A 22,630-nucleotide genomic window follows, 5' to 3' on the forward strand; every position below is an offset into this window, starting at 1 on the left:
CGCTTTACCCATCCAACCCAACCGGTTCCGATGCCCGCTGCGCGGCGGGGCTGGCCTCGCTCGCGCTGCGTTTTGATATCGCCCCACCTTTCGCGAGGTTCGCGTGCAATCCATCACGGCAGCAGACAAATACACGGCCACCAGCGGACGCGTGTTCCTGAGCGGCATCGATGCACTGGTACGCCTGATGGTGGTGCAGCACGTGCGCGACCGTGCCGCCGGGCTCAATACGGCGGGTTTCGTGTCGGGCTACCGCGGCTCACCCCTGGGCGGGCTGGATCAGGCGCTGTGGAAGGCGAGCGACGCGCTGGCCGCGCACGACATCCGCTTCCAGCCCGGCGTGAACGAAGACCTGGCGGCCACCGCCGTGTGGGGCACGCAGCAGGTGCACCTGCTGGGCGAATCGAAGCACGACGGCGTGTTCGCACTCTGGTATGCCAAGGGCCCAGGTGTGGACCGCTCGGCCGACGTGCTCAAGCACATGAACCACGCCGGCACCAGCGCGCGCGGCGGCGTGCTGCTGGTGGCGGGCGACGACCACGGTGCCTATTCGTCAACACTGCCCCACCAGAGCGACCACCTGTTCTGCTCGGCGATGATCCCCGTACTGTATCCGGCCGATGTGCAGGAGTACATCGAGCTGGGCCTGCATGGCTGGGCCATGTCGCGCTATTCGGGCTGCGCTGTCGGCTTCAAGGCGCTGGCCGATACCGTGGAGTCGTCTGCCGGCATTGATGCGGACCCGTTCGCGGTGCAGATCCGTCTGCCGGCGGACCACGTGCTGCCCGAGGGCGGGCTGAACTGCCGCCTCTCGTCCGACCCGCTGGGCCTGACCGCGCGCAAGCAGGAAGCGCTGATGCAGGACCACAAGCTGCCGGCGGTGTTGGCCTATGCGCGCGCCAACCGGCTCAACCGCACCACGCACGACGTCCCCACTGCACGCCTTGGCATCGTCGCCTCCGGCAAGAGCTACCGCGATGTGCTCGAAGCGCTCGCGCTATTGGAGATTGACGAGGATGCGCCGGAAATAGCCAGTCTGCGGCTGTACAAGGTAGCAATGCCGTGGCCGCTGGAGCCGCAAGGCATCTGTGATTTCGCCATCGGGCTGGACGAGATTCTCGTCATCGAGGAGAAGCGGCCGGTGGTGGAATCGCAGTTGCGCCAGTTCCTGTACGACCTGCCGGACAACGCGCGCCCGCGTATCGTCGGCAAGTCCGACGGTGTGGGCGAGCTGGCGGGGCCGACAGGCAACGGCGTGTTTTCGGCCAAGACGGATCTTTCGGTCGCGCAGATCGCCATGGTGATTGCCGACCGGCTGGCACCGTTTCATCCGCAGGGCCGCATTGCCAAGACCGCCGCGTGGCTGCGTGACCGGCAGGCCTTTCTCGACCGCGCGGAGCCGGCCCCGGGTCGCTCGGCCTACTACTGCTCGGGCTGCCCCCACAGCACGTCCACCAAGGTGCCAGAAGGCAGCCTGGCGCTGGGCGGCATTGGTTGCCACATCATGGCCACGGCCATTTACCCTGAGTACAACAAGACGTTCACGCAGATGGGTGGCGAAGGCGCGACCTGGATCGGCCAGGCGCCGTTCTCGCAGGTGCCGCATGTGTTTGCCAACCTGGGCGACGGCACGTATTTCCACTCGGGCTATCTGGCCATCCGCGCGGCGATTGCCGCCAAGGTGAACATCACCTACAAGCTGCTCTACAACGATGCGGTGGCCATGACGGGCGGCCAACCGGTGGACGGCATCGCTACCGTGCCGTCCATTGCGCGGCAGTTGGCTTCGGAGGGCGTGGCGCGCATCGCGCTGGTATCGGAAGACCCGTCGCGCCACAACGGTCGCGCTGGGTTGCCCGATGGCGTCACCATCCATTCGCGCGACGCGCTCGATGCCGTGCAGCGCGAATTGCGTGAAGTGCCAGGCACGACCGTGCTGATCTATGAGCAGGTGTGTGCGGCAGAGAAGCGCCGCCGTAAGAAGAAGCAGGCCACGCAGGCTCCCGCCAAGCATCTCTTCATCAACCCGCTGGTGTGCGAGGGCTGCGGAGACTGTGCAACGCAGTCGAACTGCTCATCCATCGTGCCGCTGGAAACCGAGTTCGGCCGCAAGCGCGCCGTGCATCAAGGGTCATGCAATCAGGACACGTCTTGCGTTCAAGGCTTCTGCCCGAGCTTTGTGACAGTGGAAGGTGGTCGCCTGCGCGGCAGCGGCCGCAGGCAGCAGAAAGCAGCCCTGCCCGACAACCTGCCAGCCCTGCCGACGCCGCAGCGCGCGTCGCTCGATGCACCGTTCAACGTGCTCATCTGCGGCATTGGCGGCACGGGCGTCGTTACTGTTGGCAGCATTCTCGGCATGGCGGCGCATCTGGAAGGCAAGGGCGCATCGGTGCTGGACATGACGGGCATGTCGCAGAAGAACGGCGCCGTGATGTCGCACGTACGCATTGCGCAGCGGCAGGACGCGTTGCACTCCCAACGCATCCCCACCGGCCGGGCCGACGTGGTGCTCGGTTATGACATCCTCACCGCCGCCGCGCGCGATGCGGTGGACAAGATCAAGCCCGGGCACACGCAGATCGTGCTGAACACGGAGGAGACCCCGCCCGGTCACGCCATCCGCCAGGTGGACTGGCAGTTCCCCTCCGAGCAACTGCGTCGCCTGCTGGGTGAGACGGCTGAGGCCAAGCTGGATTGGGTCGATGCCAGTGCCTTTGCACAGCACCACCTGGGCGATGCGCTGTACACCAACCTGCTGATGCTCGGCTATGCGTTCCAGCGTGGGCTGTTGCCGCTGGCGGAGGCGTCGATCCTGCGCGCCATCGCGTTGAACGGCGTGGCCGTGGAGGCCAACCAGCGCGCGTTCCAGTGGGGCCGGTATGTGGCATTCAATGCAGGCATCGGGGCGGGCAAGCCGTTGGCGGAATCCAGCATCAAGCTGCAGAAGCCCGCGAGCCTGGATGATGTGCTGGCGCATCGCCGCGATTTCCTGGCCGGCTATCAGAACGAAGCGTATGCACGGCGTTACGTGAATTTTGTCGAGCATGTGCGGCAGGCCGAGCGCGCAGCGACCGGCAAGCAGACATTGGCGATGGCCGTGGCGCACAACCTGTTCAAGCTGATGGCCTACAAGGATGAGTACGAAGTCGCCCGGCTATTCACAGGCGAGGCTTTCCGCCGCGCGCTGGCCGAAACCTTCGAGGGCGACGTCACACTGCGCTTTCACCTGGCGCCACCCGTCTTCTCCGCATTCGAGGGCGGCCGGCCGCGCAAGCGCGTGTTCGGACCCGGCACGCGGCGCCTGTTTGCGGTGTTGGCACGGCTGAAGTGGTTGCGGGGCACGCGTTTCGATCCGTTTGGCTACACCCATGAGCGCCGGCAGGAGCGCGCGCTGATCGTCGAGTATCAGCAGGCCATCGGTATCGCACTCGACAAGCTCAGTGCGCTGACTTACGACACGGTGCTGCAGCTTGCCAACCTGCCCAGGCAGATTCGCGGTTACGGCCATGTGAAGGCAGCCAGCGTTGATACCGCGCGCAGCCGTCAGCGTGCGTTGCTGGAGCAGTTGACCGGTCATGGCGAACCGCAGGAAGCGCAGGCGCCGGCGTGGCCGGCCTTTTCGGGGGCGGGCCCGTACGGCCTGCCGCACGAGGTGTCGTGGTAAGGAGGGCCATTGTCATGGCTTCATTGCGTTACATCGTTCCGGTCGGGCGCACGCCCGTGACCGCGCCGCGCCTGCGGCTGTATTGCTTCCACCACGCAGGTGGCAGCGCGGGCAACTTTGCCAAGTGGCCAGCAGGGCTGCCTGGCTTCGAGGTGCGGGCCATCCAGTTGCCGCATCGCTTTCTGCCGGCGGGCGTGGCGCGTGCCAGCCATCTCGATCAACTGCTGCCCGGCATGGCCGATGAAGTGGCCGGTGCGCAGGCGGATGCGTTGCCGTTTGCGTTCTATGGGCACAGTCTGGGCGCGCTGGTGGCGTTCGAGCTGGCGCGTACGCTGCATGCGCGTGGTGGTCCGCTGCCGGTGGCGTTGGCCATCTCGGGGCACCGCGCGCCGCATCGGCCGCTGGGTCGTCCGCCGATCTGCGAACTGGAGCAGGCGCCCTTTATCGAACGCCTGCGCGGCCTGGGTGGCATGCCCGAGTCTGTGCTGACGGATACGCGCACGCTGTCATACATCCTGCCCACGTTGCGGGCTGACCTGCGTCTGTCCGAGATCTACGACTATCGTGACGAGCCACGGCTCGCGCTGCCGCTGTTCGGTTTTCGGGGCAACGACGATCCGTTGCTGGATGAGCCCGACTTCACTGCGTGGGGCGAGGTCACGAGCGGCCCGAGCGTGCTGCGTACGCTGCCCGGCCACCACTTCTTCGAGTCGGAAGGGTTGGAGGCGCTGCATGCGCACCTCGCCGCTGACCTCCCACCACTGGCCCATCGCCCGGCCCGCCGTCGGCGCGATCCGGCCGAGGCGCTTTAGGGCAACGCGCTCATGCGGTGACCGGTAGCGTTTGCGCGGGTCGCATCGCTTCCAGATAAAAGCCGCTGTCGCTCTGCTTGGCGCGGCGCTTGGCCAGCGCGGCGGCGGTGCCGATGTCGTCGCTGCTGCGCGCGGCGCCCGGCAGCACGCGCAGCGCGCCGACTGCCATCGTCACGAAGCGGAAGAACGCCGGCAGGCCCTTGCGGTCTTCCGCATGGATGCCGCCGGCCGCGCGATCGGCCAGGGTGTACATCGCCAGTGCGTTGGCATTGAACGTGTCCATGGCCTGCTCGATACGCGCTTGCCAGTCGGCGCTCTGGAACAGGATCAGGAAATCGTCCCCGCCCACGTGGCCGAGAAAGTCGCGCGTGGGCTCGCATGCAGCGGCCAGAACGGCGGCGGCCATCTTCAGCATCTCATCGCCTTGCCAGTAGCCGTACTGGTCGTTGAAGGGCTTGAAGTGGTTGAGGTCGACATAGCAGGCGTGGAACTCGGCGCGTGCCTCCAGCAGCCGCTCAATGTGCAGGTTCAGCGGGATGTTGCCGGGCAGGAAGGTGAGCGGGTTGGCATAGCGGGCGGCCTCGATGCGGATCTCGGTGACGGTGCGCACGAGTTCTTCGCCCGTGCCCAGGCCCAGGTAGCGGCCGTGCTCGGTGATGACGAAACCGTCGGTCAGGTAGCGTTGGTCTTCGCTCATCAGTAGCGCCGACATGTCTTCGAGCGAAGCGGATTTTTCCACCAGCACCGGCTGCCGGTTGGCAAACGTCAGGGCCGGTTTCTTGCCGTACAGCTCGCGGTGATACGGCATCGCATAGCGATCGATAAAGGCGCGGCGCGCGATGAGCGCCAGCGGCCGTTCGCCTTCATCCAGCAAGGCCACCGCGTGCAGATCTGGATGGCGGTTGAACAGGTGCAGTACGTCATCGTTGCTGCAGCGCAGGGGCAGCGTGGGCGCCACGCGCAGCAGCTTGCTGGCCCTGATGGCACGCCAGCCGACGCGTACGGCCTGCGGAAACACCGCAATCTGCGATGACTGCAGCACGCGCGCCGCGTGGCTCGACATATCGCCCGCCGGCTTGTCCTGCGGGCGGGCCAGGAAGAAGCCTTGCCCGAATCGGATGCCCAGGTCGCGCACTACACCCAGTTCGTCTTCTGTTTCCAGCCCTTCGGCAATGATGCTCGTCGCACTGCCCTTGAGCGTTTGCTGCAGCGAGCGCGCGATATCCAGCTTGGCTGGATGTTTGGCGATATCGCGCAGGAAGTATTTGTCCAGCTTGATGAAATCCGGCGCCAGCTCAATCAGCAGGTTCAGGTTGGCGTTGCCGGTGCCGAAGTCGTCCAGCGCGCATTGCATGCCGAAGTCGCGCGCCACGGAAAGCGCTTCGGCAAAGCTCGCGAGATCGTCGATGGGCGTCTGCTCGGTCAGTTCAATGACGATGCGCGAGGGGTGCAGGTCGTGGTCGGCAATGGCGCGCAGAAGGCGGGCGTGGTCCTGCAGCAGTTGGCGTACGCCGAAGGCGCTGAAGTTCAGGAACAGCTTGCCCGGCAGGCGCATGGCCGAGAAGCTGTCGATGGCCAGGCGCGCGGCGGTCGTCTCCAGGGCAATCGCACCTTCCGCGTCCGATGCGGCCGCAAACAGCGCGGCGGGCGATTCCATGGCCGAGCCCACCGGCCCGCGCAGCAATGCCTCGTAACCGAACACCTCGGTCGTGGACAGTCGGAAGATCGGTTGAAACACCGTGCGCAGCATCTCGGGCGTAATGCCCGGCGGCAGGGGAAGCGGCGAGAAGGTCATGGCGTTGGGCGCAGAAGCGGACATTCCGCTAAACGGAGCCATGAACACAGAATTGAATGAATTTTTTATGACGCACGGCGCCGCGCGGGTTGGCGGGCCGCAGCCCCCACCACAGAGGGGCGTGGTTCAGAATGCTGTGCGCGCCTGCGTTCTCATGGGGCGCCATCCATTCACATCGCGCTTGACCCTCACATTGTGTGAGGTCCTAGCCTGTGACCAAGCCAGAAGACAGAAACAGGAGCCAGTCATGTTGTTGAAAGTGGGCGATCTCGCCAAACGCTGCGGCCTGACGGTCCGCATGCTGCATCACTACGACAGCATCGGCCTGCTCACGCCTTCGGCCCGCTCCGACAGCGGCTACCGGCTGTACGACAAGGCTGACATCGCCCGGCTGCACCAGGTTCAGGCGTTGCGGCGTTTCGGCATGTCGCTGGCTGACATCGGGGCTTTCCTGGCAAATCCGGATGTCCCCCTGACCACGATCGTGGAGCGGCAGATCGCGATGCTCGATCAGCAGATCACGCAGGCCAGCGTGCTGCGCGATCGGCTGTCGCGGCTGCACGACCAGCTAGTGCGCCAGGAAGAGCCCGAGCTTGCCGAATGGCTCACAACCTTGGAATGGATGACCATGTACGACAAATATCTTTCGCAGGAAGAGCGCGCACGGGCAGAACGTCTGGATGCGGATGTGTTGCGCGGCGAGAAGTGGGCGGCACTGGTGGCGACGGTGCGCGAGGCGATGGCGCGCAAGCTGCCCTCGCGCAGCGCCGAGGCGCAGGCGCTGGCCAAGCGCTGGGTAGCACTGCTCGCGCAGGACACTGCGCTCGATCCGGTGCTCACGGGCAAGCTGCACAAGATGCACATCAACGAGCCCGCGTTGCAGGAGCGCACCGGCATCAGCCTGGAGATGCTCGCCTTCATCATGGAGGCGATCAACGAGACCAAGCTGACGATCTATGCGAAGTACCTGTCGCCGCAGGAGCTGCAGTACATGCGCGAGAACTTCAGCAAGCGCGGCAACGAGTGGCCGGGCCTCATCGCGGATGTGCGCCAGCATATGAGCAAGGGCACGGCGCCGGATGCACCGGAAATGCAGAAACTGGCCCAGCTATGGATCGAGCTGTTCCGCTCCGGTGTTGGCGACGATCCGCAGACACAGGCCAAGGTTCGTCTGGCGATGGAGCGCGAACCGGAGCTGTCCTCCAGCCCATGGATGGGCCCTGACCTGATCGCCTATGTGCGTGAATCCATGGCGGGCCTGCAGCCGGCGTAAGCAGGGAAAAGGCGCCTGCCGTTCGGGCAGGCGCCTGGGAGGCTCGGTTGGCCGCCTTGCGTCTGCACCACGTGCGCCGCGGCCGTGCAATCGGAGCGCCCATGATTGCAGGCTGACCACCCCTGCGCTCAGCGCACGCGGCGAGTCCGGTTTTCGTCCCGCGCCGGAAACACCGTTGAGCGCTTGACCACGCCATAGGCGAAGCTCGTGTCGATGGCGGCGATCCCTGGAATCGCGTGCAGTTGGTTGCGCACGAAATGCTCGTAGTCCTGCAGGCTTTCCACCAGCACGCGCAGCAGGTAATCCGCTTCGCCGGTCAGCACGTAGCAGTCGAGGATCGCGTCGATGTCCCGAATCCGGTTCTCAAACGTCGCGACCACCTCCCGCGTGTGCTGCTGCAAGCGGATGTGGACGAACGCGGTGACCGGCAGGCCATACGCCTCTTCGTCGACGATGGCCGTGTAGCCGCGAATGACGCCTGCATCCTCCAGCAGCCGCAGCCGCCGCAGGCAGGGCGAGGGCGACAGGTTGACCCGCTCAGACAACTCCTGGTTGGTCAGCCGGCCTTCTTGCTGGAGCGCGGCAATGATCTGCCGGTCTTTCTTGTCCACGCGATTCTCCTAAAGTGGCAGGTTCTGCCAAAGCGGAATCCAGAATTGGCTGAAATAACAAGATACTACTTCACATGCTGAGGCATTCTGTCTCCATTCTTGAATGGGGATGAGGCGGAATGAGCAGTTCGACATTGACGGCGGGCGCGGGCAATGCGGTGGCGCGGGAAGCCGCCCAGACGAACCCGCTGATCGGGTATGCGGCGATGGTGGTGACGGTGCTGATCTGGGCCGGGTTTGCCCTGTCGATCCGCGCGATTGGCGCCTCACCCCTTGCGCCGGCCGACGTGGCGCTGATCCGCTTCGGCCTGCCGACCTTGTTGCTGCTGCCGTTTCTGCCGTCCCGCCTGCCGATGCTGCTGCGCGCCAAGCCGCTCAGCGCGCTGATGGTGCTGGCGGGCGGCGGTCTGCCGTTCTTCTTCATTGCTTCCGCCGGCGGCAAGGTGACATCGGCGGCGCACGTGGCCGCGCTGATCGCGGGCACCGCGCCGCTGTCCGTCGCGCTGCTCGCCTATGCGATGGACGGCCAGCGCATAGCCGCGGCGCGCGGGCGTGCCATCGCGATCATCCTGGGTGGTGTGGTGCTGTTGCTGCTGTCGCAATCGCATGCGTCGCATGGTGCGTTCCTGGGCGGGGCCGCGTTGCTCCTGCTCGCCAGCCTCTTCTGGGGCTGCTACACGTTGGGGCTGCGTCGCGCCGGGCTCGACGCCATCGGCTGCGCGCTGCTGCTGAGCGTGCCTTCGTTTTTGCTGCTGGCGCTGCTGGTGGCCCTGGGCGTGGTCGACAGCCACCTCGGGCACTTTACGCTGGCCAGCGCCATGCCGTTCCTGCTGGCCCAGGGCCTGGGCGTTGGCGTGACGGCCAGCCTGTCCTATGCGCTCGCCATCCGTCACCTGGATACGCCGCGCTGTTCCGCCATCGGCTCGCTGGCGCCGGCGCTGGCCTGCCTCGGGGCTGTGCCGCTGCTCGGCGAATCGCTGACCCTGACGGTCGTGGGCGGCATTGTCGCCATCACCGCAGGCGTGATCCTGGCAAACCGCGCCTAATCCATCGCACCGCATCGCATCGCATTTCAGGAGAACACGCGCATGCTCGCTACCCTTGAAACCGTCGCTCCGGACCCCTTGTGGGGGCTGACCGCCGCATTCCGCGCCGATCCCCGGCCCACCAAGGTCGACCTCGTGGTGGGCGTCTATCGCGATGAAACCGGGCGGACCCCAGTCATGGCTGCCGTGCAGGCCGCGGAGGAACGCCTGGCTGCCGCCGGCGGCTCCAAGGCCTATCGAGGATTGGCCGGCAATGCCGAATTCAACGCCCATCTGGCCGCCTTGCTGTTAGGCCAGGATGCCGGGCGTCTGGCTCGTCAGCACACCATGCAGACCGTGGGCGGGACCGGCGCGCTGCGCCTCCTGGCCGACTTCATTGCAGTGGCTTCGCCCGGCGCGCGCGTCTGGGTGTCCGACCCGGGCTACGTCAACCACGTGCCCATCATGCGGGCCGCCGGGCTCGTGGTTGAGCGCTACCGCTGGCACGCGCCGGACGGGCTGCTCGACGCAAACGCCGTCCTCGCAGATCTGGCCGCCGCCAGCGCGGGCGACATCGTGCTGCTGCATGGCTGCTGCCACAACCCAACCGGTATCGACATGGAGATCGGGGTCTGGCGCGTTGTGGCGGAACTCTGCGCGAAACAAGGCTTGGTGCCGCTGGTCGACATGGCCTATCTGGGGCTCGCCGACGGCCTGGAGGCGGATACCCAGGGGTTGCGGCTGCTCGTCGATGCACTCGACACGGTGCTGGTGGCCGCAAGCTGCTCGAAAAGCATGGGGCTCTATTGCGAGCGCACTGGCGCGGCGCTTGTGATCGGCAAGAGCGCGGCAGTCCTGCGGCCGGTTGGCGGCATCCTGGAGCGCATCACGCGCAGCAACTACTCCATGCCACCGGACCATGGCGCTGCCATCGTGGCCACCATTCTTGCCGATGCGGCACTGACGGCGCGCTGGCGCGAAGAGCTGGAGCACATGCGCGGGCGCATCGTCGGCAACCGGATTCGGCTCGACGATGCATTGTCCAGCCTGGGGGCGCCTTCCGAGCTGCGGAATCTGACGCGGCACAAGGGCATGTTCTCTGTGCTGCCGCTGGACGTCAGCGCCATGGAGCGCTTGCGCGCGGACCACGCCATTTATGGCACGCAGGGCGGCCGCATCAATATCGCGGGGCTGGCATCGGAGCAGATCGGCCATGTGGCCGGCGCGCTGGTTGCGGTGGCTTCCGACGCCGTGCGTACGGTGGCGGATATGACGTAGTAGGAACGCGGGATCCTTGTTGGGCTAACCGCAGCATCGCTCTCCGCGTTCGCGATGGCGCTTGGCCCCCCGCTTTGACGGCAATCGCTTTAGCCACATTCGATGCCGGGTGCTTTGCCGCACAGGTGGCTAACCAGGTCAGCATCATCGCCAGCAGTCCGGCACGCGCTGGTGTGCTGAATGCCGTCTACCTCACGCTTTACTACGCCGCTGGAGCGATCGGACCTGGGTGGCCCGGTTGGCCGATGATCAGTCGGCCGCCTTGCCCGCCCGCCATTTGCGCCGCAGCCGTGCAATCAGCGCCCACATGATCGACAGCACTTCGCGGTTGACGCGGTCCATCAGGTGCGCGTTCCGGCCGGTGGCCGCTTCCAGTTCGAGCAGGCTCGTGCGGTAGTTCTGCCGCATCTCCAGGCGCTTACCGACTTCGTCGATCGGCTGGCCCAGGTCGTCCACATGGGTGCCCTGACTGACGACGTCACCGCTGTCGGTCAGGCGCTTGCGCATGACGCGGACGCCCTTGGGGCTGGCGCGCAGGTTCAGGTGAGCGGTGCCGCCGCGCTCGTCGCGTTCGAGGTGGATGCTCGCATCCATGACTGTGCAGGGCCAGGTCGCTTGTTTGACGCGGGCGTCTTGCAGGTCGCGGTACAGGCGCTCCCGTTGTTCCGTGTCGACTTCCAGCGAGACGAGGTGTTCGTAGGCGAGAAAGCGACGTTTGGCGCCCTCGGTTCTCTTTGGGCCTATTGGGTACGGAGTTTCCAATCCCGACCGCACCTGTTTGCGTGAGCCCGGGCTGTGTAGCGGGTGAGCGAGGCGTGGGGCACGTCGGGCGCTTCTCATGCTGTCCAAGCTCGCTTGATGAAGCACGACATCCGCGCGCCGTCAAACGGGGGATCCCGGAGCTCGGCCAATGTGTCGGCGATTCTGGTTGTTTGCAAAAGTTAGTAAAGATGTAGCAACTCGCGCCTCCTGATCAGTTTTGATGCGTTTGCGTGTGGCTAAGAACGAAAGATGGGATTTCTTTCATTAGAACTTCGAGAGGCATTGGGGGTTGGCAATGCTTCCTCCACTCCGTTGAAAGCGACATGCGATGAAGCCATCCGATGGGGCCAAATCGGGTGTTTTGGGATGAGGAGGACTGAGTCGATATGCGGGCTCAGGATAGCTATGGAGATTACAAATGAAGACTAGGCGAATGCCAGCTTGGATCGCAATCGCAGCCGTTGCCGCCGCCGCACTGGTTGCGTGTGGTGGCGGTGATGATCCACCTTCTTCGACCGCCGACACATCTGTATCGCCACCGGCGACCGTGGAATCAGAGCAGGACATGTTCGCAAGAGTCGCACCGGCCGACAAAGTGCTGGAGGATGCCAACATCTACGATACGACGCTGGACGGTTCGATTGAACTCTCCAAGGTCAACGAAGAGACTTCGGTCAAGCGACACACGATCACGATGAACGGCAAGGAGCTGCCGTACGTTGCCCGTGCCGGACACCTGATTGCCTATAGCGGAACTGGGGCTGCGAAAACGCCGGAAGCGGCGGTGTTCTATACGGCCTATACCCGAGATGGGCTGCCTAAAGAACAGCGTCCCGTCACATTTTTGTGGAACGGCGGCCCTGGCTCGGCTTCGATCTGGCTGCACATGGGCTCCTGGGGGCCCAAGCGCCTGAAAACCGACGCTCCGAACATTGTCGATGAAACAAAGCAGCCCGATAGCTTGCCGTTTGAAGAGAATGCGATCTCGCTGCTCGATCAGTCGGATATTGTGTTTGTCGATCCGCCGGGAACGGGATATTCCACCGCAATCGCCCCAAAAAAGAACGCCGATTTGTGGGGGACGGATGCCGACGCCCGGGTGGTTGCGGATTTCATCACGAGCTATATCAACAAGTACAACCGCCAGAGCTCACCGAAGTATCTGTACGGCGAATCCTATGGTGGCATTCGCACGCCCATCGTCGCCAACCTGCTTGAGCAGGCGGGCACAAGCGGTTACGCGCCTGATCCGTCGGGCAAGCCCGCCAAGGTGCTGGCAGGGTTCATCCTTAACTCACCGCTTGTCAACTACAACACCAATTGTGAAATGTCGTATGAGAGCTGTGCGGGGCACCTTCCGTCCTACGCAATGACGGCGGATTTCCATAAAAAGTCGACAAAGCGAGGCGCGAAAACACAGGAGCAATATCTCGCCGAGCTACGTTTGCATGCGCAAAAATTCAATGAAGCGCTGCGTGGCAGACCAGACCCCAATATAGAGCCGGCCGCCTTCGCGTCGAGCCCCAATGGCCAAGCGCTTCTGAGCGAGTTGCAGGACTACACGGGTATTCCTGTAGCAAGATGGAAGAAATCCTTTAATTTGAGTCCAAGGGATTTTGAGCGTGAGTTGATTTCCGGATATCAACTTGGCCGTTTTGACGGGCGCATGAAGGTGCCTTCAGGAAGTTCGTTTCGGGCAGATGAATACATCGACAACGCCTTTTTGAATCAAATGAAGACATATATGCCGGATTTTTTGAACTACAGGAGCGCATCGAACTACCAGCATCTGAACAACGAGACGATTAAAAAATGGCACTGGTGGCGGGATCGCGGTCAGTCCTCCAATCCTCAAAGCATCACCGATATTCAAGCAGTGCTAATTGCTGATCCGGGAGCCAAGATCCTGGTTCTTCATGGCTATGAGGATCTTGCGACACCGGGGTTCCAGACCGAGCTTGATTTGGCGGAAGCAAACCTGGATAAGCGTATTCCGATCAAATGGTTCGAGGGCGGGCACATGACCTACAACACGGAATCGTCACGCGGGCCATTGAAGCAGGCGATCAATGATTTCTACCAATCCCCGGCGCGCGCCGCGGACGGTTCTGTACTGCAATAAAGGGGCGAGGATAACTATGAAAATCGCGTATATCGTTGTGTCTCGCATGGCTGCCGTGGTTGCCCTGGCATCGGGTATCAGCGCGGCTTTTGCGTACGATGACCTGCCCAAACCACCGCCGCCGCCCGCAGGGTGGACTCCGCCACCCATGCCAACGGAGCAATCCGTGACGCAGGACGTGGAGAATCAGATCACGCAGCGCTTTACCGCTGCCACCGGTGGGAACCCAAACGGATTGTTGTCGCGCCAGCAGGCGAAGGACGCCGGTTGGGGGTTCGTCAGTGACCATTTCGCAGAAATTGACCGCACCGGAAGCGGATACGTCAGGCTGGATGACGTGCTGCGTTTCATGTCCGATCGAACGCCGCAACGAATCATGCGCATGCAGAACACAACCAAAGCGAAATAACGTTGGGTAGCGCATCGCAGATTGCCCGCCGCATGTGGCGGGCAATCTGTTCGATCTCAGTGGCAATGTCGCCCGGGCCGGTTATCAAGACCGTGGTCGGTTTGTGAATGCAGTGATGTTGATGCGACGGTCACACATTCAGAAACGTGGATTCGAGCCGGTATCCGTGGTTGTACAACATGGAAATGCGAAGCCCGTTTTCTGCGCGCAGTCCGAGCTTGGCGCGCAGGTTGCTGATATGCGCATCGAGGGTGCGAGACTCAATCGCGTGAGATCGTCCCCAGATCGCCGCATACAGTCGTTCGCGCGAAATGACTTGCCCGAAATTTTCAAAGAATTGCACGGCCAAGGCGAATTGGGTCGCCGTCAGATGCACCTCTAGTTCGTCATGCCACGCACGGCTAGTGACGCGATCCAGGCGAAACTTGCCGATTTCCAGCATGCGGCGTTCGGTGGTCAGGGAGCGTCGTGTGACCGCCGCGATGCGAGCCAGCACTTCGTTGCGTTGGGCGGGTTTCCTAATCACGTCGTCGGCCCCGATCTTGAGGGCGGTGACGACGTCTTCCTCGCTCGTTTTGTGCGTGAGCATGATGGCCGGCGTATTGCGATACTGCCGCAACCTGAGCCATGCGAGCACGTCGATGCCGGCGTAGTCTGGAATTTCCCAGTCAAGCAGCAGCAAATCGTAGGTTTCGCTTTGCAGGCTCTTCATGTATTCGCGCCCGTTGCTGAAACCTGTGACTTCATGACCGGCTTCCTGCAGCCAGGAGACGAGCATCGCAAGTTGAGGGGGGTTGTCTTCGAGGATCGCGATTTTCATGCTGATGGTTTTCTGCTTGTGAAGGCATGCCGTACCCGCCGCCGGTATGCATGTTCAAATCATCCTCACTGCCAAAACGAAGATCACCCGTAAGCGTTGGGGTACGCAGGACAGTCAACAGACGCCCATCCCCTGGCTTTCTTGGCACGAAGCTCAACGCTTCCAACTTTAGCCTATCCAACGCAGGCACCGAATTTGCTTTAAGCAATCGTTTGCGCAAGCGTGTCGTGGCAGCTCGTAGGCGTCGTGCCGAGTGATTGCAAGGCCTCAAAAATGCGACCCCTAATCGATGCGTTCTGGGGTGCTGACGTTTCTACAGGTGTGGATGACAAGCGGGTGAGGATTTTTTGCAAGATGCCAGAGTCATCATGACGTCGTTCCCTGTTGGCCATTGAGAATCATTAAGAATCTTTACATTGTCGCGCTGTTCAGGTCGTGTTTTGCCAGTGGTTCGTGGTTTATCGCGATAACCGTGCTCTCCAGATTTCGGTAGAAAGTAGCGCATAGAGCTCTTTTCTTTGTGCAAATGAGATGTTTTACAGCGCTGTGCTCAGGGTTGCCCAAAAATGGGGAATTTGAGCCTCAATTTTGTGCAGTTACCGTGTAATGAAATCATGCGCATCGTCCCGTCTTTGCATTTGTTTGCATTTGTTCATGATCTGGACTTCACTCTATCCGGACCTTGATCAATCAGTGGAATGTCTTGATGGACGTTGTTTTCTGGTGAGCTTGCGTTGGTATTGATGGTTGTTGATTTTTTTATCTGATGTGATTGCTGTATTTAAGTTTTTTCTTAGATTAAGAGAATTTATAAATAAGAAGGCCAAGTTGATGAGGTGATAAACAACGGCCGGCGGCAGATGTGTGGGGCGGAGATGGGGTTTCGAATATTTAGGGTATTGGCAAATGTGGCGACAGGAAAAATACTGGCGCTACGAGGGGCCTATTGGCTTGCTTGTTTGGTCGCATTCATATTGATCTGCTTGCCAATGGGGCGACTTCTTGCCATTGACTATGCGGCTTATAAAAAAGCAATCGAAGCACAAAGCGCGCTGCAACTCGTCAATGATGCACTGCTTGCCTACTACGCCGTTTCTGCGGAGCGCGGTCCGGCAAACGCGCTTCTTGGCAGGGTGCCGGAGAGCGAGCGTGCGGCACGCCTTGAGGCGCTAACGCGGGCGCGACACAGTTCAGATGCCGCGTTGGACGCGCTGGCACAGCGCTTTGGTCAGCGGAATCCGCCGCATTGCAGCCAGGCGCAAGCTGCCGTGCTTCGCGTGAAGCAGCAACTGATCGCCGCGCGTGCGACGATCGACCAACTGCACGCCCGGCCCACCGGCACGTTGAGTGCGCACGAAATCTCCGACGGTATTGCGGAGATGATCGGTGTCGCAATCAGCTTTAACTTCATTTTGAACCGCGCCGCGTTGATTCTCGAGCAATACGAGTCTGCAGCCTCAGGCGATGCTCGGCAGGCCCGGCAAGCCGCCGAGCTACGCGAGTATGCGGGTCGACTCGGTTCGTTGCTGACGGCCACGTTCGCTACGGAAGGAACCATAAGCCCAAAGGATCAGAATTCGATTCATCGGACGGAAGGACGAATCGATCAATTACGCGAGCAACTATTTGGAAGCCTGGAGATCAATCAGGGTGACTTCACTTTTCGGGATATCGTCGGAGAGATTCGGGGTGTTTATTTTGATCACGCCTATCGCATTATTCATTTCAGTATGGGCGAACACAAGATTCGGAATGAGACGGGCCGGGACCTGACCCCTGCAACGTTCGCGGACCAATATGTACCTGCAATGGCGCCCATCGTGGCATTGCGCGATCACATGCTTGCCAAGGGGCAGGAGAAGCTCAAAGACTCGCGCTTGAAGAAGCGGAACAGGTTGCTACAGACGGGCGGATGCTGCGGCATCATCCTGATGCTGATCGCTGGGGCGATGGTGTATTTCGGAACGCACTATGTGTCTCCGCTGCAAGGGCTGGTGGATGCGCTGTTATCCATGTCAGACGAAGGCCTGCCTTCGGCGTTGCAGTTGGCTGCGGTGTCACACGATATTCAGTCGCCGCAATCCGCGATCCTTGCATTGCTGGAGATGTCGCGCACTAATGGCACGTACAACAAGAGTCCTGAGATTTTCGGAAAGATCGAGGCGTATGCGATGCGTACGCTATCGATGGTGGAGGAGTTCATTGCGCTGGGCCAGTTGCAGTCCAGCCGGCAGAAATCGTTCCGGTCTATCGACTTGCACGGGGTCGTACTGGATGCCTGCGATTCCGTTGCCGTTGCCGCACTGGCGCGGCGCACCACGGTGATCGTCAACGCCGACGAAGGGCCGCTTGTTGTACGCGGCGAACGCGGGTTGTTGGTGCGCGCGGTTGTGAATCTTCTGGACAATGCCGTCAAGTACAGCCCTGACGGTAGCAAGGTGCATTGCCGCATCTCCCGTGAAGGCAAAACCATCATGCTGGAAGTTCAGGACGCCGGCTATGGCATTCGTGGCCATGACATGCAACACCTGTTCCGGCGTTTTCGGCGGTTCTCGGCACCGGGGCAGCCGCGCGTCAAGGGGTCCGGTTTGGGGCTGGTGTTCGTGCGCAGCGTGGTCCGGCGCATGCGTGGCGACATCACATGCCAATCAGAGGTTGGGCGGGGGAGCACTTTTACCATTTGGTTCCCCGCTTCAAAGTCGCTTTGACGTGTCCGCCAATTCCTTGCCGGATAGAACTGTGCTGCCGACGTGGGCGTTGTCAGTAGGCGTGCCGGGCTGACTCAAGGCAAGCTCCCAGAATCATGTTGGACGTTTGGCTGCTGGCAATAGAGGTTCCCAGCGGAAGGTCGATGATTGCAAAAGACAGTTAATCCGCGGAGATTGATTAACTTGGATTGTGATAAGTTTTGTGATCCATTTCAGGTGTTTTGACATATGACGGATGTCGTTTTTCCACAATTTATAAGTTGGATGACTTAATGAGGGGGAATTTTTTGCTGCAATTAATGCTATTAATTTCAATTTTCTGGAAATAACATTTTTTTCAATGCTTTGAATGATGACATCGCGTTACGCGCTACTGTGCAGAATGAATCAAACGCTGTTTGATGGAATGGCAAGCGCGCTCACCTTTTGCAGGTCGCAAGGAAACCCCTATTTTGATATCCCGCATTGGTTGCATGAGTTGCTGCGTACACCTGATGGCGACATCCAGCGGATACTGCGTCACGCAAGCGTTGATCGGTCTGCACTGGATGCCGACCTAAGCCGCGCGTTAGCTGCGCTGCCCACTGGGGCCGCATCTATCAATAACTTTTCGTTTCAGATTGAAAGAGCCATTGAGCGTGCCTGGGGTGTTGCCACACTCGCGTTTGCCGATAACCATGTCCGTGGCGCCTATCTGCTGGTAGCGCTGCTCGAAACCCCCGAGCTACGGCGCACGATGCTGGACATATCGAACCAGTTTGCCAAGGTGCGTGCCGCCGATTTTGTCGATGTCATACCAGCACTGATGGCGCAATCGCCGGAACGTGCAGAGGCCGCTGACGACGGCGCTACCGAGTTGACGCTGCACCCCACGGAAAGGTGTGATCCTGGTCAGGCCCCGAAGGTAACGGGCGCATTCGCCTGCAGGCATCCTGACGCTTCTGGCGATTGCCCGTTACCACCTATTCCCGCGATCCTGCAGAAGCTGGATGCGAGCAACCTTGTCGATTGTTCGCTTGATCCAAGCGACCTCGCGACGCAAGGACACGACCAACACGAAGAAGACGGCGATCCGAGGAAGAATCGCTTGCACGCGGTACGACCGCGCCACAGCAAAACAGCACCGACTGACCATTGATGAGCCCAGGGACAAGGCAATCGGGAAGAGGCGAGGTGCCTTGTCGCGGGTGCCTCGTGTTGGGAGAGGAGACGGGCGGCGGGCACAGCCCAGCGTGCGATGCCGCGTATGCCTGATCCGCTTGCACGACAAAAGACGCCCGCCGGCAAATCCGGTCGGGCGTTTTCTTTGGTGATGCGTTGCGCGTCAGGCGCCTTGCGGGACACCGCGCGGCGCACGTTCGCCGCGTTGCTTTTCGATGATGTCGTCGTGCATGCCGTCCACTTCGTCCAGATAGCGCGTGTGCCAGCCGCTGGCCACGCCCCAGTGGTAGAAGACCAGTGAGACGGCGGCCACGATCCCCATGTCCCAGCCATAGGCGATGTAGCCGTGGCCACCGAACTCCTTGCTGCCGCAGTACGACAGTGCGGCGATGACGGGCAGGTAGGCGATCATCCACCAGGCGCCCTTGAGCTCGCGCTTGAAGTCGGGCCAGCCGGCCTTGGCCTGGTAGTAGAAGTACACGGGCAGGGCCACGAGCATCAGCACGATGATCTCGCCGGTGAGCGGCCACTTGGCCCAGTACAGGATCAGCGATGCGCACACGAATGCAAACGGCGCGACGAGCGACAGACCGGCCAGGCGCAGCGGACGGCGCAGATTCGGCGAGCTGCGGCGCAGCGACATCACGCTGATCGGCCCCGTCAGGTACGAGATGACCGTCGCCACCGAAATGACTGCCGCCAGTTCGCCCCAGCCACGGAAGAAGAACAGGAAGATGAACGACACGCCCAGGTTGAACCACATGGCTGGACGCGACACGCCGAACACCGGATGCACGCGGCCGAAGATGGCCGGCAGGGTGTTGTTGCGCTCCATCGCGTAGATCATGCGCGTGGTCGTGGCCATGTACGTGCTGCCGGTGCCCGAGGGGCTGACGAAGGCGTCGATGTACAGCACGATCGCCAGCCAGTTCAGGTTCAGCGCAATCGCCAGTTGAGCAAACGGGGAGTGGAAGTCGATGCCGTGCCAGCCGTGGACGAGCAATTCCGGCGGCACCGCGCCCAGGAAGGCGATCTGTAGCGCCACATAAATCACTGCCGCCAGCAGGATCGAGCCGATCACCGCGATGGGCACGTTGCGGCCCGGGTTGCGCGCCTCACCCGCCAGGTTGATCGGGCTCTGGAAGCCGTTGAACGCGAACACGATGCCGCTGGTGGCAATGGCGGTCAGCACCGCAGACCAGCCGTACGGCGCAAAACCTTGTCCCGCCCCATTTGCGCTTTCAGTCATGCCGAAGTTGCCCGGGTGGAAGCCCGCGCCAATCAGCGCCACGGCCGTCGCCACCGGAATGATGAACTTGAAGATCGTAATGGCGTTGTTGGCCTTGGCAAACACCTTTACGCCCCAGTAGTTCAGCAGGAAGTACACGATCACCAGTACGGCGGAAAGCACCAGCCCCACCGGCGTCAGTTCGCCATGCTGGAACAGTGCCTGCGCCCACGGCCACGGCCAACTGCTCATGTACTGGATGGAAGCCTCGGCCTCAATCGGGATGACGGTGACGATGGCGATCCAGTTGGCCCAGGCAGCCACGAAGCCTACCAGCGAACCGTGCGAATAGCGCGCATAGCGCACCATGCCGCCCGATTCCGGGAACATCGCGCCCAGCTCCGCATACGTTAGCGCGATGGCGAGGATAACGATGGCGCCGATGACCCAGGTGAAGATGGCGGCGGGGCCTGCCACCTGTGCGGCATGACCCGCGCCGAACAGCCAGCCCGAACCGATGATCGAGCCCAGGCCGGTCAGCATCAGGGGCCAGGCGCCAAGGTTGCGTTGTACGTTTTTTTCCAAGGGAGTCTCCGCCCCGGCGAGTCGGGCTCGACAGGGCATCGCGGTGTGTTGACCAATCCGCTTAGTTCTACCGAGGCGACGCCGCTTTAGCATCGCCCACCGTCCTGTGCGGTGGGTGTCACCGGCGCAGGACATGCGTGTGCGGGCCGACGCGTGGCATCAGCCGCACCAGTCCGGTCGCGATGAAGGGCGCGGCGCGGTGCCTGGCCTCCGGGGGGGATTCGCGTATAGTCACCGGCGACGTTGTGCGGGGTGCCGCACTTGCCGCCCGATTGCCGGAACTCGCAATGGGGCGCAATGATAGCGAAATCGTCAGCGGTTGCACCTCCTTTTTTACCGTTTCTCCCGGTTTTATCCCCCATGGAGTCCTCATCCGTCACATTGGTTGCACCCGCCTCGCCCGCGCAGTGGCACCGGCGCGTGCTGATGCTGGCGTTTCCCATCGTGTTGGCCAACCTGACGCAGCCGATCCTGTCGGCGGTCGATACAACCGTGGCGGGGCACTTGCCGGGGCCGGAATACATCGGTGGGGTAGCGCTGGGCGGGGTGTTCTTCAACTTCGTGTTCTGGGGCTTTGGCTTCTTGCGCATGGGCACCACGGGGCTGGTGTCGCAGGCGCACGGCGCAGGCGATGCACGGGCGCTGCGGGCGAGTGTGGTGCGCGCGCTGCTGTTGGCGTTTGCCATCGGAGCGATGCTGCTGGTGCTGCAGGGGCCGGCCATCCGCATCACGCTGGCGCTGCTGGGGGCGAGCGAATCCGTCACGCGCATGGCCGAGGTGTATTGCCACGCGCGCATCTGGTCGGCACCGTTTGCGCTGGCCAACTACGTGGTGCTCGGCACATTGCTCGGGCGTCAGCAGGTGCGGCGGGCGCTGCTGCTGCAGGTGTTCATCAACGTGGTGAATATGGCGGCGGTGCTGGGTCTGGTGCTGGGCGCCGGCATGAGCGTGAGCGGTATCGGCGCGGCCACGGCGTTGGCCGATATGGCAGGTTTTGCGCTGGGCATGCTACTGCTGTGGCTGCAAAGGCCACTCGATCTGCCGTCGCTCACGCGCGCTGAACTGCTCGATCGCAATGCCTGGCGCCGGCTGATGGGCCTGAACACCGACATCTTCCTGCGCACGCTGTGCCTGCTGGCGGCATTCGGCTGGTTTGCGCATTCCGGCGCGCGGCAGGGCGACGTGGTGCTGGCTGCCAACGCGTTGCTACTCAACTTCCTGACCTTCATGGCCTACGGGCTGGACGGCTTCGCGCATGCCGCCGAGGCCTTGGTGGGCGCCGCCCTGGGCGCGCGTGACCGCCACGCGCTGCGCATGGCGATCCGCGTGTCGACGTTCTGGTCGGTGCTGGGGGCGGGGCTGTTTGCGGCGGTCTATGCGCTGGCGGGTTCAGCCATCATCGGCTGGCTGACCGACCAAGCCGCCGTGCGCGAGGCCGCACGCCACTACCTGGTGTGGGCAGCGCTGCTGCCGGTGGTGTCGGTGTGGGGCTTCCAGTTTGACGGCATGTTCATCGGCGCCACGCGCACGCGTGAACTGCTGGTGACGATGGCGGTGGCCGCTGCCGCGTTCTGGGGGCTGTCCGTCACGCTGCAGCCGCTGTGGGGCAACCACGGGCTGTGGCTGTCGATGCTGGGCTTTATGGCGCTGCGCGGGGTGATGCTTGGGGCCCTGCTGCCGAGGGTGTGGCGGGTGCCGCAGTTGCGGGCGACCTAGGCGACCTCAAACGTCGCCGTTACTGCGCATACTCCACCACCAGCAACGCCGTCGCCACCGTCTTGCCCGCATTCGAGATCGCGTGCTGCACGTCCACCGGATAGCGCGCCGATTCCCCATGCCGCACCTTCTTCTCGCTCGGGCCTGACTGCACGGTGACCGTGCCGCTGAGCACCGACAAGTGTTCCTTGGCGCCCAGCTCGTGCGGTTCCGACGCCAGCACACCGCCCGGCTGGATCGCCAGTTCATACCATTCAAACCGCGCCGCCAGGTCAACCGGGCCGAGAATCTTCAATTCGCACTTGCCATCCGGGCTTTTGATGACTGGGATGGAGTGAGCAGGAATGACGGTTACGGCCGGCGCTGCATCGGCCGCGCCTTCGGGCGACAGGAAGTCCGCCAGCCCCACGCCCAGTGCCGTGGCCAGGCGCCACAACACGGCCACGGTCGGGTTGGCGAGGTTGCGCTCGACTTGCGAGAGCATCGACTTGGAAACGCCAGCGCGGCGCGACAGCTCGTCGAGCGATAGCTTGCGTGCCTGACGCAGCACTTGCAGCTTGGCGCCAACAGCCGGCGGGCCGTCGGTGAGCGGATCGGTGGCGGGGGCTTGTGCCATCGGTGGGTGTCTTGTAAATTGAACGAATTATTCGATATATAGAAC

16 protein-coding genes are annotated in these 22,630 nt (G+C 62.4%); 10 read left to right on the top strand and 6 right to left on the bottom strand.

What is annotated here, in order from left to right:
* Positions 1 to 103: 103 nt before the first annotated feature.
* A complete protein-coding gene (locus tag B4F51_RS21090) occupies positions 104 to 3,664 on the top strand; it encodes an indolepyruvate ferredoxin oxidoreductase family protein (RefSeq protein ID WP_296228648.1) in 3,561 nt (1,186 codons plus the stop codon).
* A 14-nt stretch (positions 3,665 to 3,678) separates the two neighbouring features.
* Complete coding sequence (locus tag B4F51_RS21095; protein WP_296228649.1) at positions 3,679 to 4,476, top strand: thioesterase II family protein; 798 nt, start codon at positions 3,679 to 3,681, stop codon at positions 4,474 to 4,476.
* A gap of 10 nt (positions 4,477 to 4,486) precedes the next feature.
* On the opposite strand, the gene B4F51_RS21100 is transcribed toward B4F51_RS21095, so the two are convergent.
* Positions 4,487 to 6,271, bottom strand: coding sequence for an EAL domain-containing protein (locus B4F51_RS21100; RefSeq protein WP_414706804.1), 1,785 nt, complete (start codon positions 6,269 to 6,271; stop codon positions 4,487 to 4,489).
* A gap of 247 nt (positions 6,272 to 6,518) precedes the next feature.
* Here B4F51_RS21100 and B4F51_RS21105 point away from each other — a divergent pair, with 247 nt between their 5' ends.
* On the top strand, positions 6,519 to 7,544 hold the full coding sequence (locus tag B4F51_RS21105) for a MerR family transcriptional regulator (protein WP_296228651.1): 1,026 nt from the start codon (positions 6,519 to 6,521) through the stop codon (positions 7,542 to 7,544).
* A gap of 128 nt (positions 7,545 to 7,672) precedes the next feature.
* On the opposite strand, the gene B4F51_RS21110 is transcribed toward B4F51_RS21105, so the two are convergent.
* Positions 7,673 to 8,155 (bottom strand): Lrp/AsnC family transcriptional regulator, encoded by a 483-nt coding sequence (locus B4F51_RS21110; protein WP_296228652.1) that lies wholly within the window; start codon positions 8,153 to 8,155, stop codon positions 7,673 to 7,675.
* A 119-nt stretch (positions 8,156 to 8,274) separates the two neighbouring features.
* Here B4F51_RS21110 and B4F51_RS21115 point away from each other — a divergent pair, with 119 nt between their 5' ends.
* On the top strand, positions 8,275 to 9,201 hold the full coding sequence (locus B4F51_RS21115; protein ID WP_296228653.1) for a DMT family transporter: 927 nt from the start codon (positions 8,275 to 8,277) through the stop codon (positions 9,199 to 9,201).
* Positions 9,202 to 9,243: 42 nt separating this feature from the next.
* Positions 9,244 to 10,458, top strand: coding sequence for an aromatic amino acid transaminase (locus tag B4F51_RS21120; protein ID WP_296228654.1), 1,215 nt, complete (start codon positions 9,244 to 9,246; stop codon positions 10,456 to 10,458).
* A 249-nt stretch (positions 10,459 to 10,707) separates the two neighbouring features.
* On the opposite strand, the gene B4F51_RS21125 is transcribed toward B4F51_RS21120, so the two are convergent.
* Positions 10,708 to 11,220: a hypothetical protein gene (locus B4F51_RS21125; protein ID WP_296228655.1), complete on the bottom strand. Its 513-nt coding sequence runs from the start codon at positions 11,218 to 11,220 to the stop codon at positions 10,708 to 10,710.
* A gap of 433 nt (positions 11,221 to 11,653) precedes the next feature.
* Between B4F51_RS21125 and B4F51_RS21130 the strand changes: the two genes are divergently transcribed.
* Entirely contained in the window at positions 11,654 to 13,342 is a 1,689-nt protein-coding gene (locus B4F51_RS21130) for a S10 family serine carboxypeptidase-like protein (protein ID WP_296228656.1), read from the top strand.
* A 16-nt stretch (positions 13,343 to 13,358) separates the two neighbouring features.
* Complete coding sequence (locus B4F51_RS21135; RefSeq protein WP_296228657.1) at positions 13,359 to 13,751, top strand: hypothetical protein; 393 nt, start codon at positions 13,359 to 13,361, stop codon at positions 13,749 to 13,751.
* A gap of 130 nt (positions 13,752 to 13,881) precedes the next feature.
* Here B4F51_RS21135 and B4F51_RS21140 read toward each other — a convergent pair whose 3' ends face one another.
* Positions 13,882 to 14,571, bottom strand: a complete 690-nt coding sequence (locus tag B4F51_RS21140; protein WP_296228658.1) for a response regulator transcription factor — start codon at positions 14,569 to 14,571, stop codon at positions 13,882 to 13,884.
* Between the two features lie 989 nt (positions 14,572 to 15,560).
* Between B4F51_RS21140 and B4F51_RS21145 the strand changes: the two genes are divergently transcribed.
* Positions 15,561 to 17,279 carry a HAMP domain-containing histidine kinase gene (locus B4F51_RS21145; RefSeq protein ID WP_296228659.1) on the top strand — a complete coding sequence of 573 codons (1,719 nt, stop codon included), beginning with the start codon at positions 15,561 to 15,563 and terminating at the stop codon, positions 17,277 to 17,279.
* A 382-nt stretch (positions 17,280 to 17,661) separates the two neighbouring features.
* Positions 17,662 to 18,417, top strand: coding sequence for a Clp protease N-terminal domain-containing protein (locus B4F51_RS21150; RefSeq protein ID WP_296228660.1), 756 nt, complete (start codon positions 17,662 to 17,664; stop codon positions 18,415 to 18,417).
* A 186-nt stretch (positions 18,418 to 18,603) separates the two neighbouring features.
* Here the strand turns inward: B4F51_RS21150 and B4F51_RS21155 are convergent, their stop codons facing one another.
* Entirely contained in the window at positions 18,604 to 20,253 is a 1,650-nt protein-coding gene (locus tag B4F51_RS21155; RefSeq protein WP_296228661.1) for an APC family permease, read from the bottom strand.
* 360 nt (positions 20,254 to 20,613) lie between these two features.
* Here B4F51_RS21155 and B4F51_RS21160 point away from each other — a divergent pair, with 360 nt between their 5' ends.
* Positions 20,614 to 21,969 (top strand): MATE family efflux transporter, encoded by a 1,356-nt coding sequence (locus B4F51_RS21160; RefSeq protein ID WP_296228662.1) that lies wholly within the window; start codon positions 20,614 to 20,616, stop codon positions 21,967 to 21,969.
* A gap of 19 nt (positions 21,970 to 21,988) precedes the next feature.
* On the opposite strand, the gene B4F51_RS21165 is transcribed toward B4F51_RS21160, so the two are convergent.
* The gene (locus tag B4F51_RS21165) at positions 21,989 to 22,585 is read right to left on the bottom strand and encodes a helix-turn-helix domain-containing protein (RefSeq protein WP_296228663.1); all 597 of its coding nucleotides are present in this window, start codon (positions 22,583 to 22,585) and stop codon (positions 21,989 to 21,991) included.
* Between the last annotated feature and the right edge of the window lie 45 nt (positions 22,586 to 22,630).

Origin of the sequence: Ralstonia sp. UBA689, from assembly GCF_002298975.1 — a bacterium.
GTDB lineage: Bacteria > Pseudomonadota > Gammaproteobacteria > Burkholderiales > Burkholderiaceae > Ralstonia.

Excerpts from the sequence above, each read along its gene's own strand:
- B4F51_RS21105 (WP_296228651.1), top strand. The coding sequence starts at position 6,519 with ATGTTGTTGAAAGTGGGCGATCTCGCCAAACGCTGCGGCCTGACGGTC.
- B4F51_RS21135 (WP_296228657.1), top strand. The coding sequence starts at position 13,359 with ATGAAAATCGCGTATATCGTTGTGTCTCGCATGGCTGCCGTGGTTGCC.
- B4F51_RS21120 (WP_296228654.1), top strand. The coding sequence starts at position 9,244 with ATGCTCGCTACCCTTGAAACCGTCGCTCCGGACCCCTTGTGGGGGCTG.
- B4F51_RS21095 (WP_296228649.1), top strand. The coding sequence starts at position 3,679 with ATGGCTTCATTGCGTTACATCGTTCCGGTCGGGCGCACGCCCGTGACC.
- B4F51_RS21145 (WP_296228659.1), top strand. The coding sequence starts at position 15,561 with ATGGGGCGACTTCTTGCCATTGACTATGCGGCTTATAAAAAAGCAATC.
- B4F51_RS21140 (WP_296228658.1), bottom strand. The coding sequence starts at position 14,571 with ATGAAAATCGCGATCCTCGAAGACAACCCCCCTCAACTTGCGATGCTC.
- B4F51_RS21165 (WP_296228663.1), bottom strand. The coding sequence starts at position 22,585 with ATGGCACAAGCCCCCGCCACCGATCCGCTCACCGACGGCCCGCCGGCT.
- B4F51_RS21115 (WP_296228653.1), top strand. The coding sequence starts at position 8,275 with ATGAGCAGTTCGACATTGACGGCGGGCGCGGGCAATGCGGTGGCGCGG.
- B4F51_RS21160 (WP_296228662.1), top strand. The coding sequence starts at position 20,614 with ATGGAGTCCTCATCCGTCACATTGGTTGCACCCGCCTCGCCCGCGCAG.
- B4F51_RS21130 (WP_296228656.1), top strand. The coding sequence starts at position 11,654 with ATGCCAGCTTGGATCGCAATCGCAGCCGTTGCCGCCGCCGCACTGGTT.
- B4F51_RS21150 (WP_296228660.1), top strand. The coding sequence starts at position 17,662 with ATGAATCAAACGCTGTTTGATGGAATGGCAAGCGCGCTCACCTTTTGC.
- B4F51_RS21100 (WP_414706804.1), bottom strand. The coding sequence starts at position 6,271 with ATGACCTTCTCGCCGCTTCCCCTGCCGCCGGGCATTACGCCCGAGATG.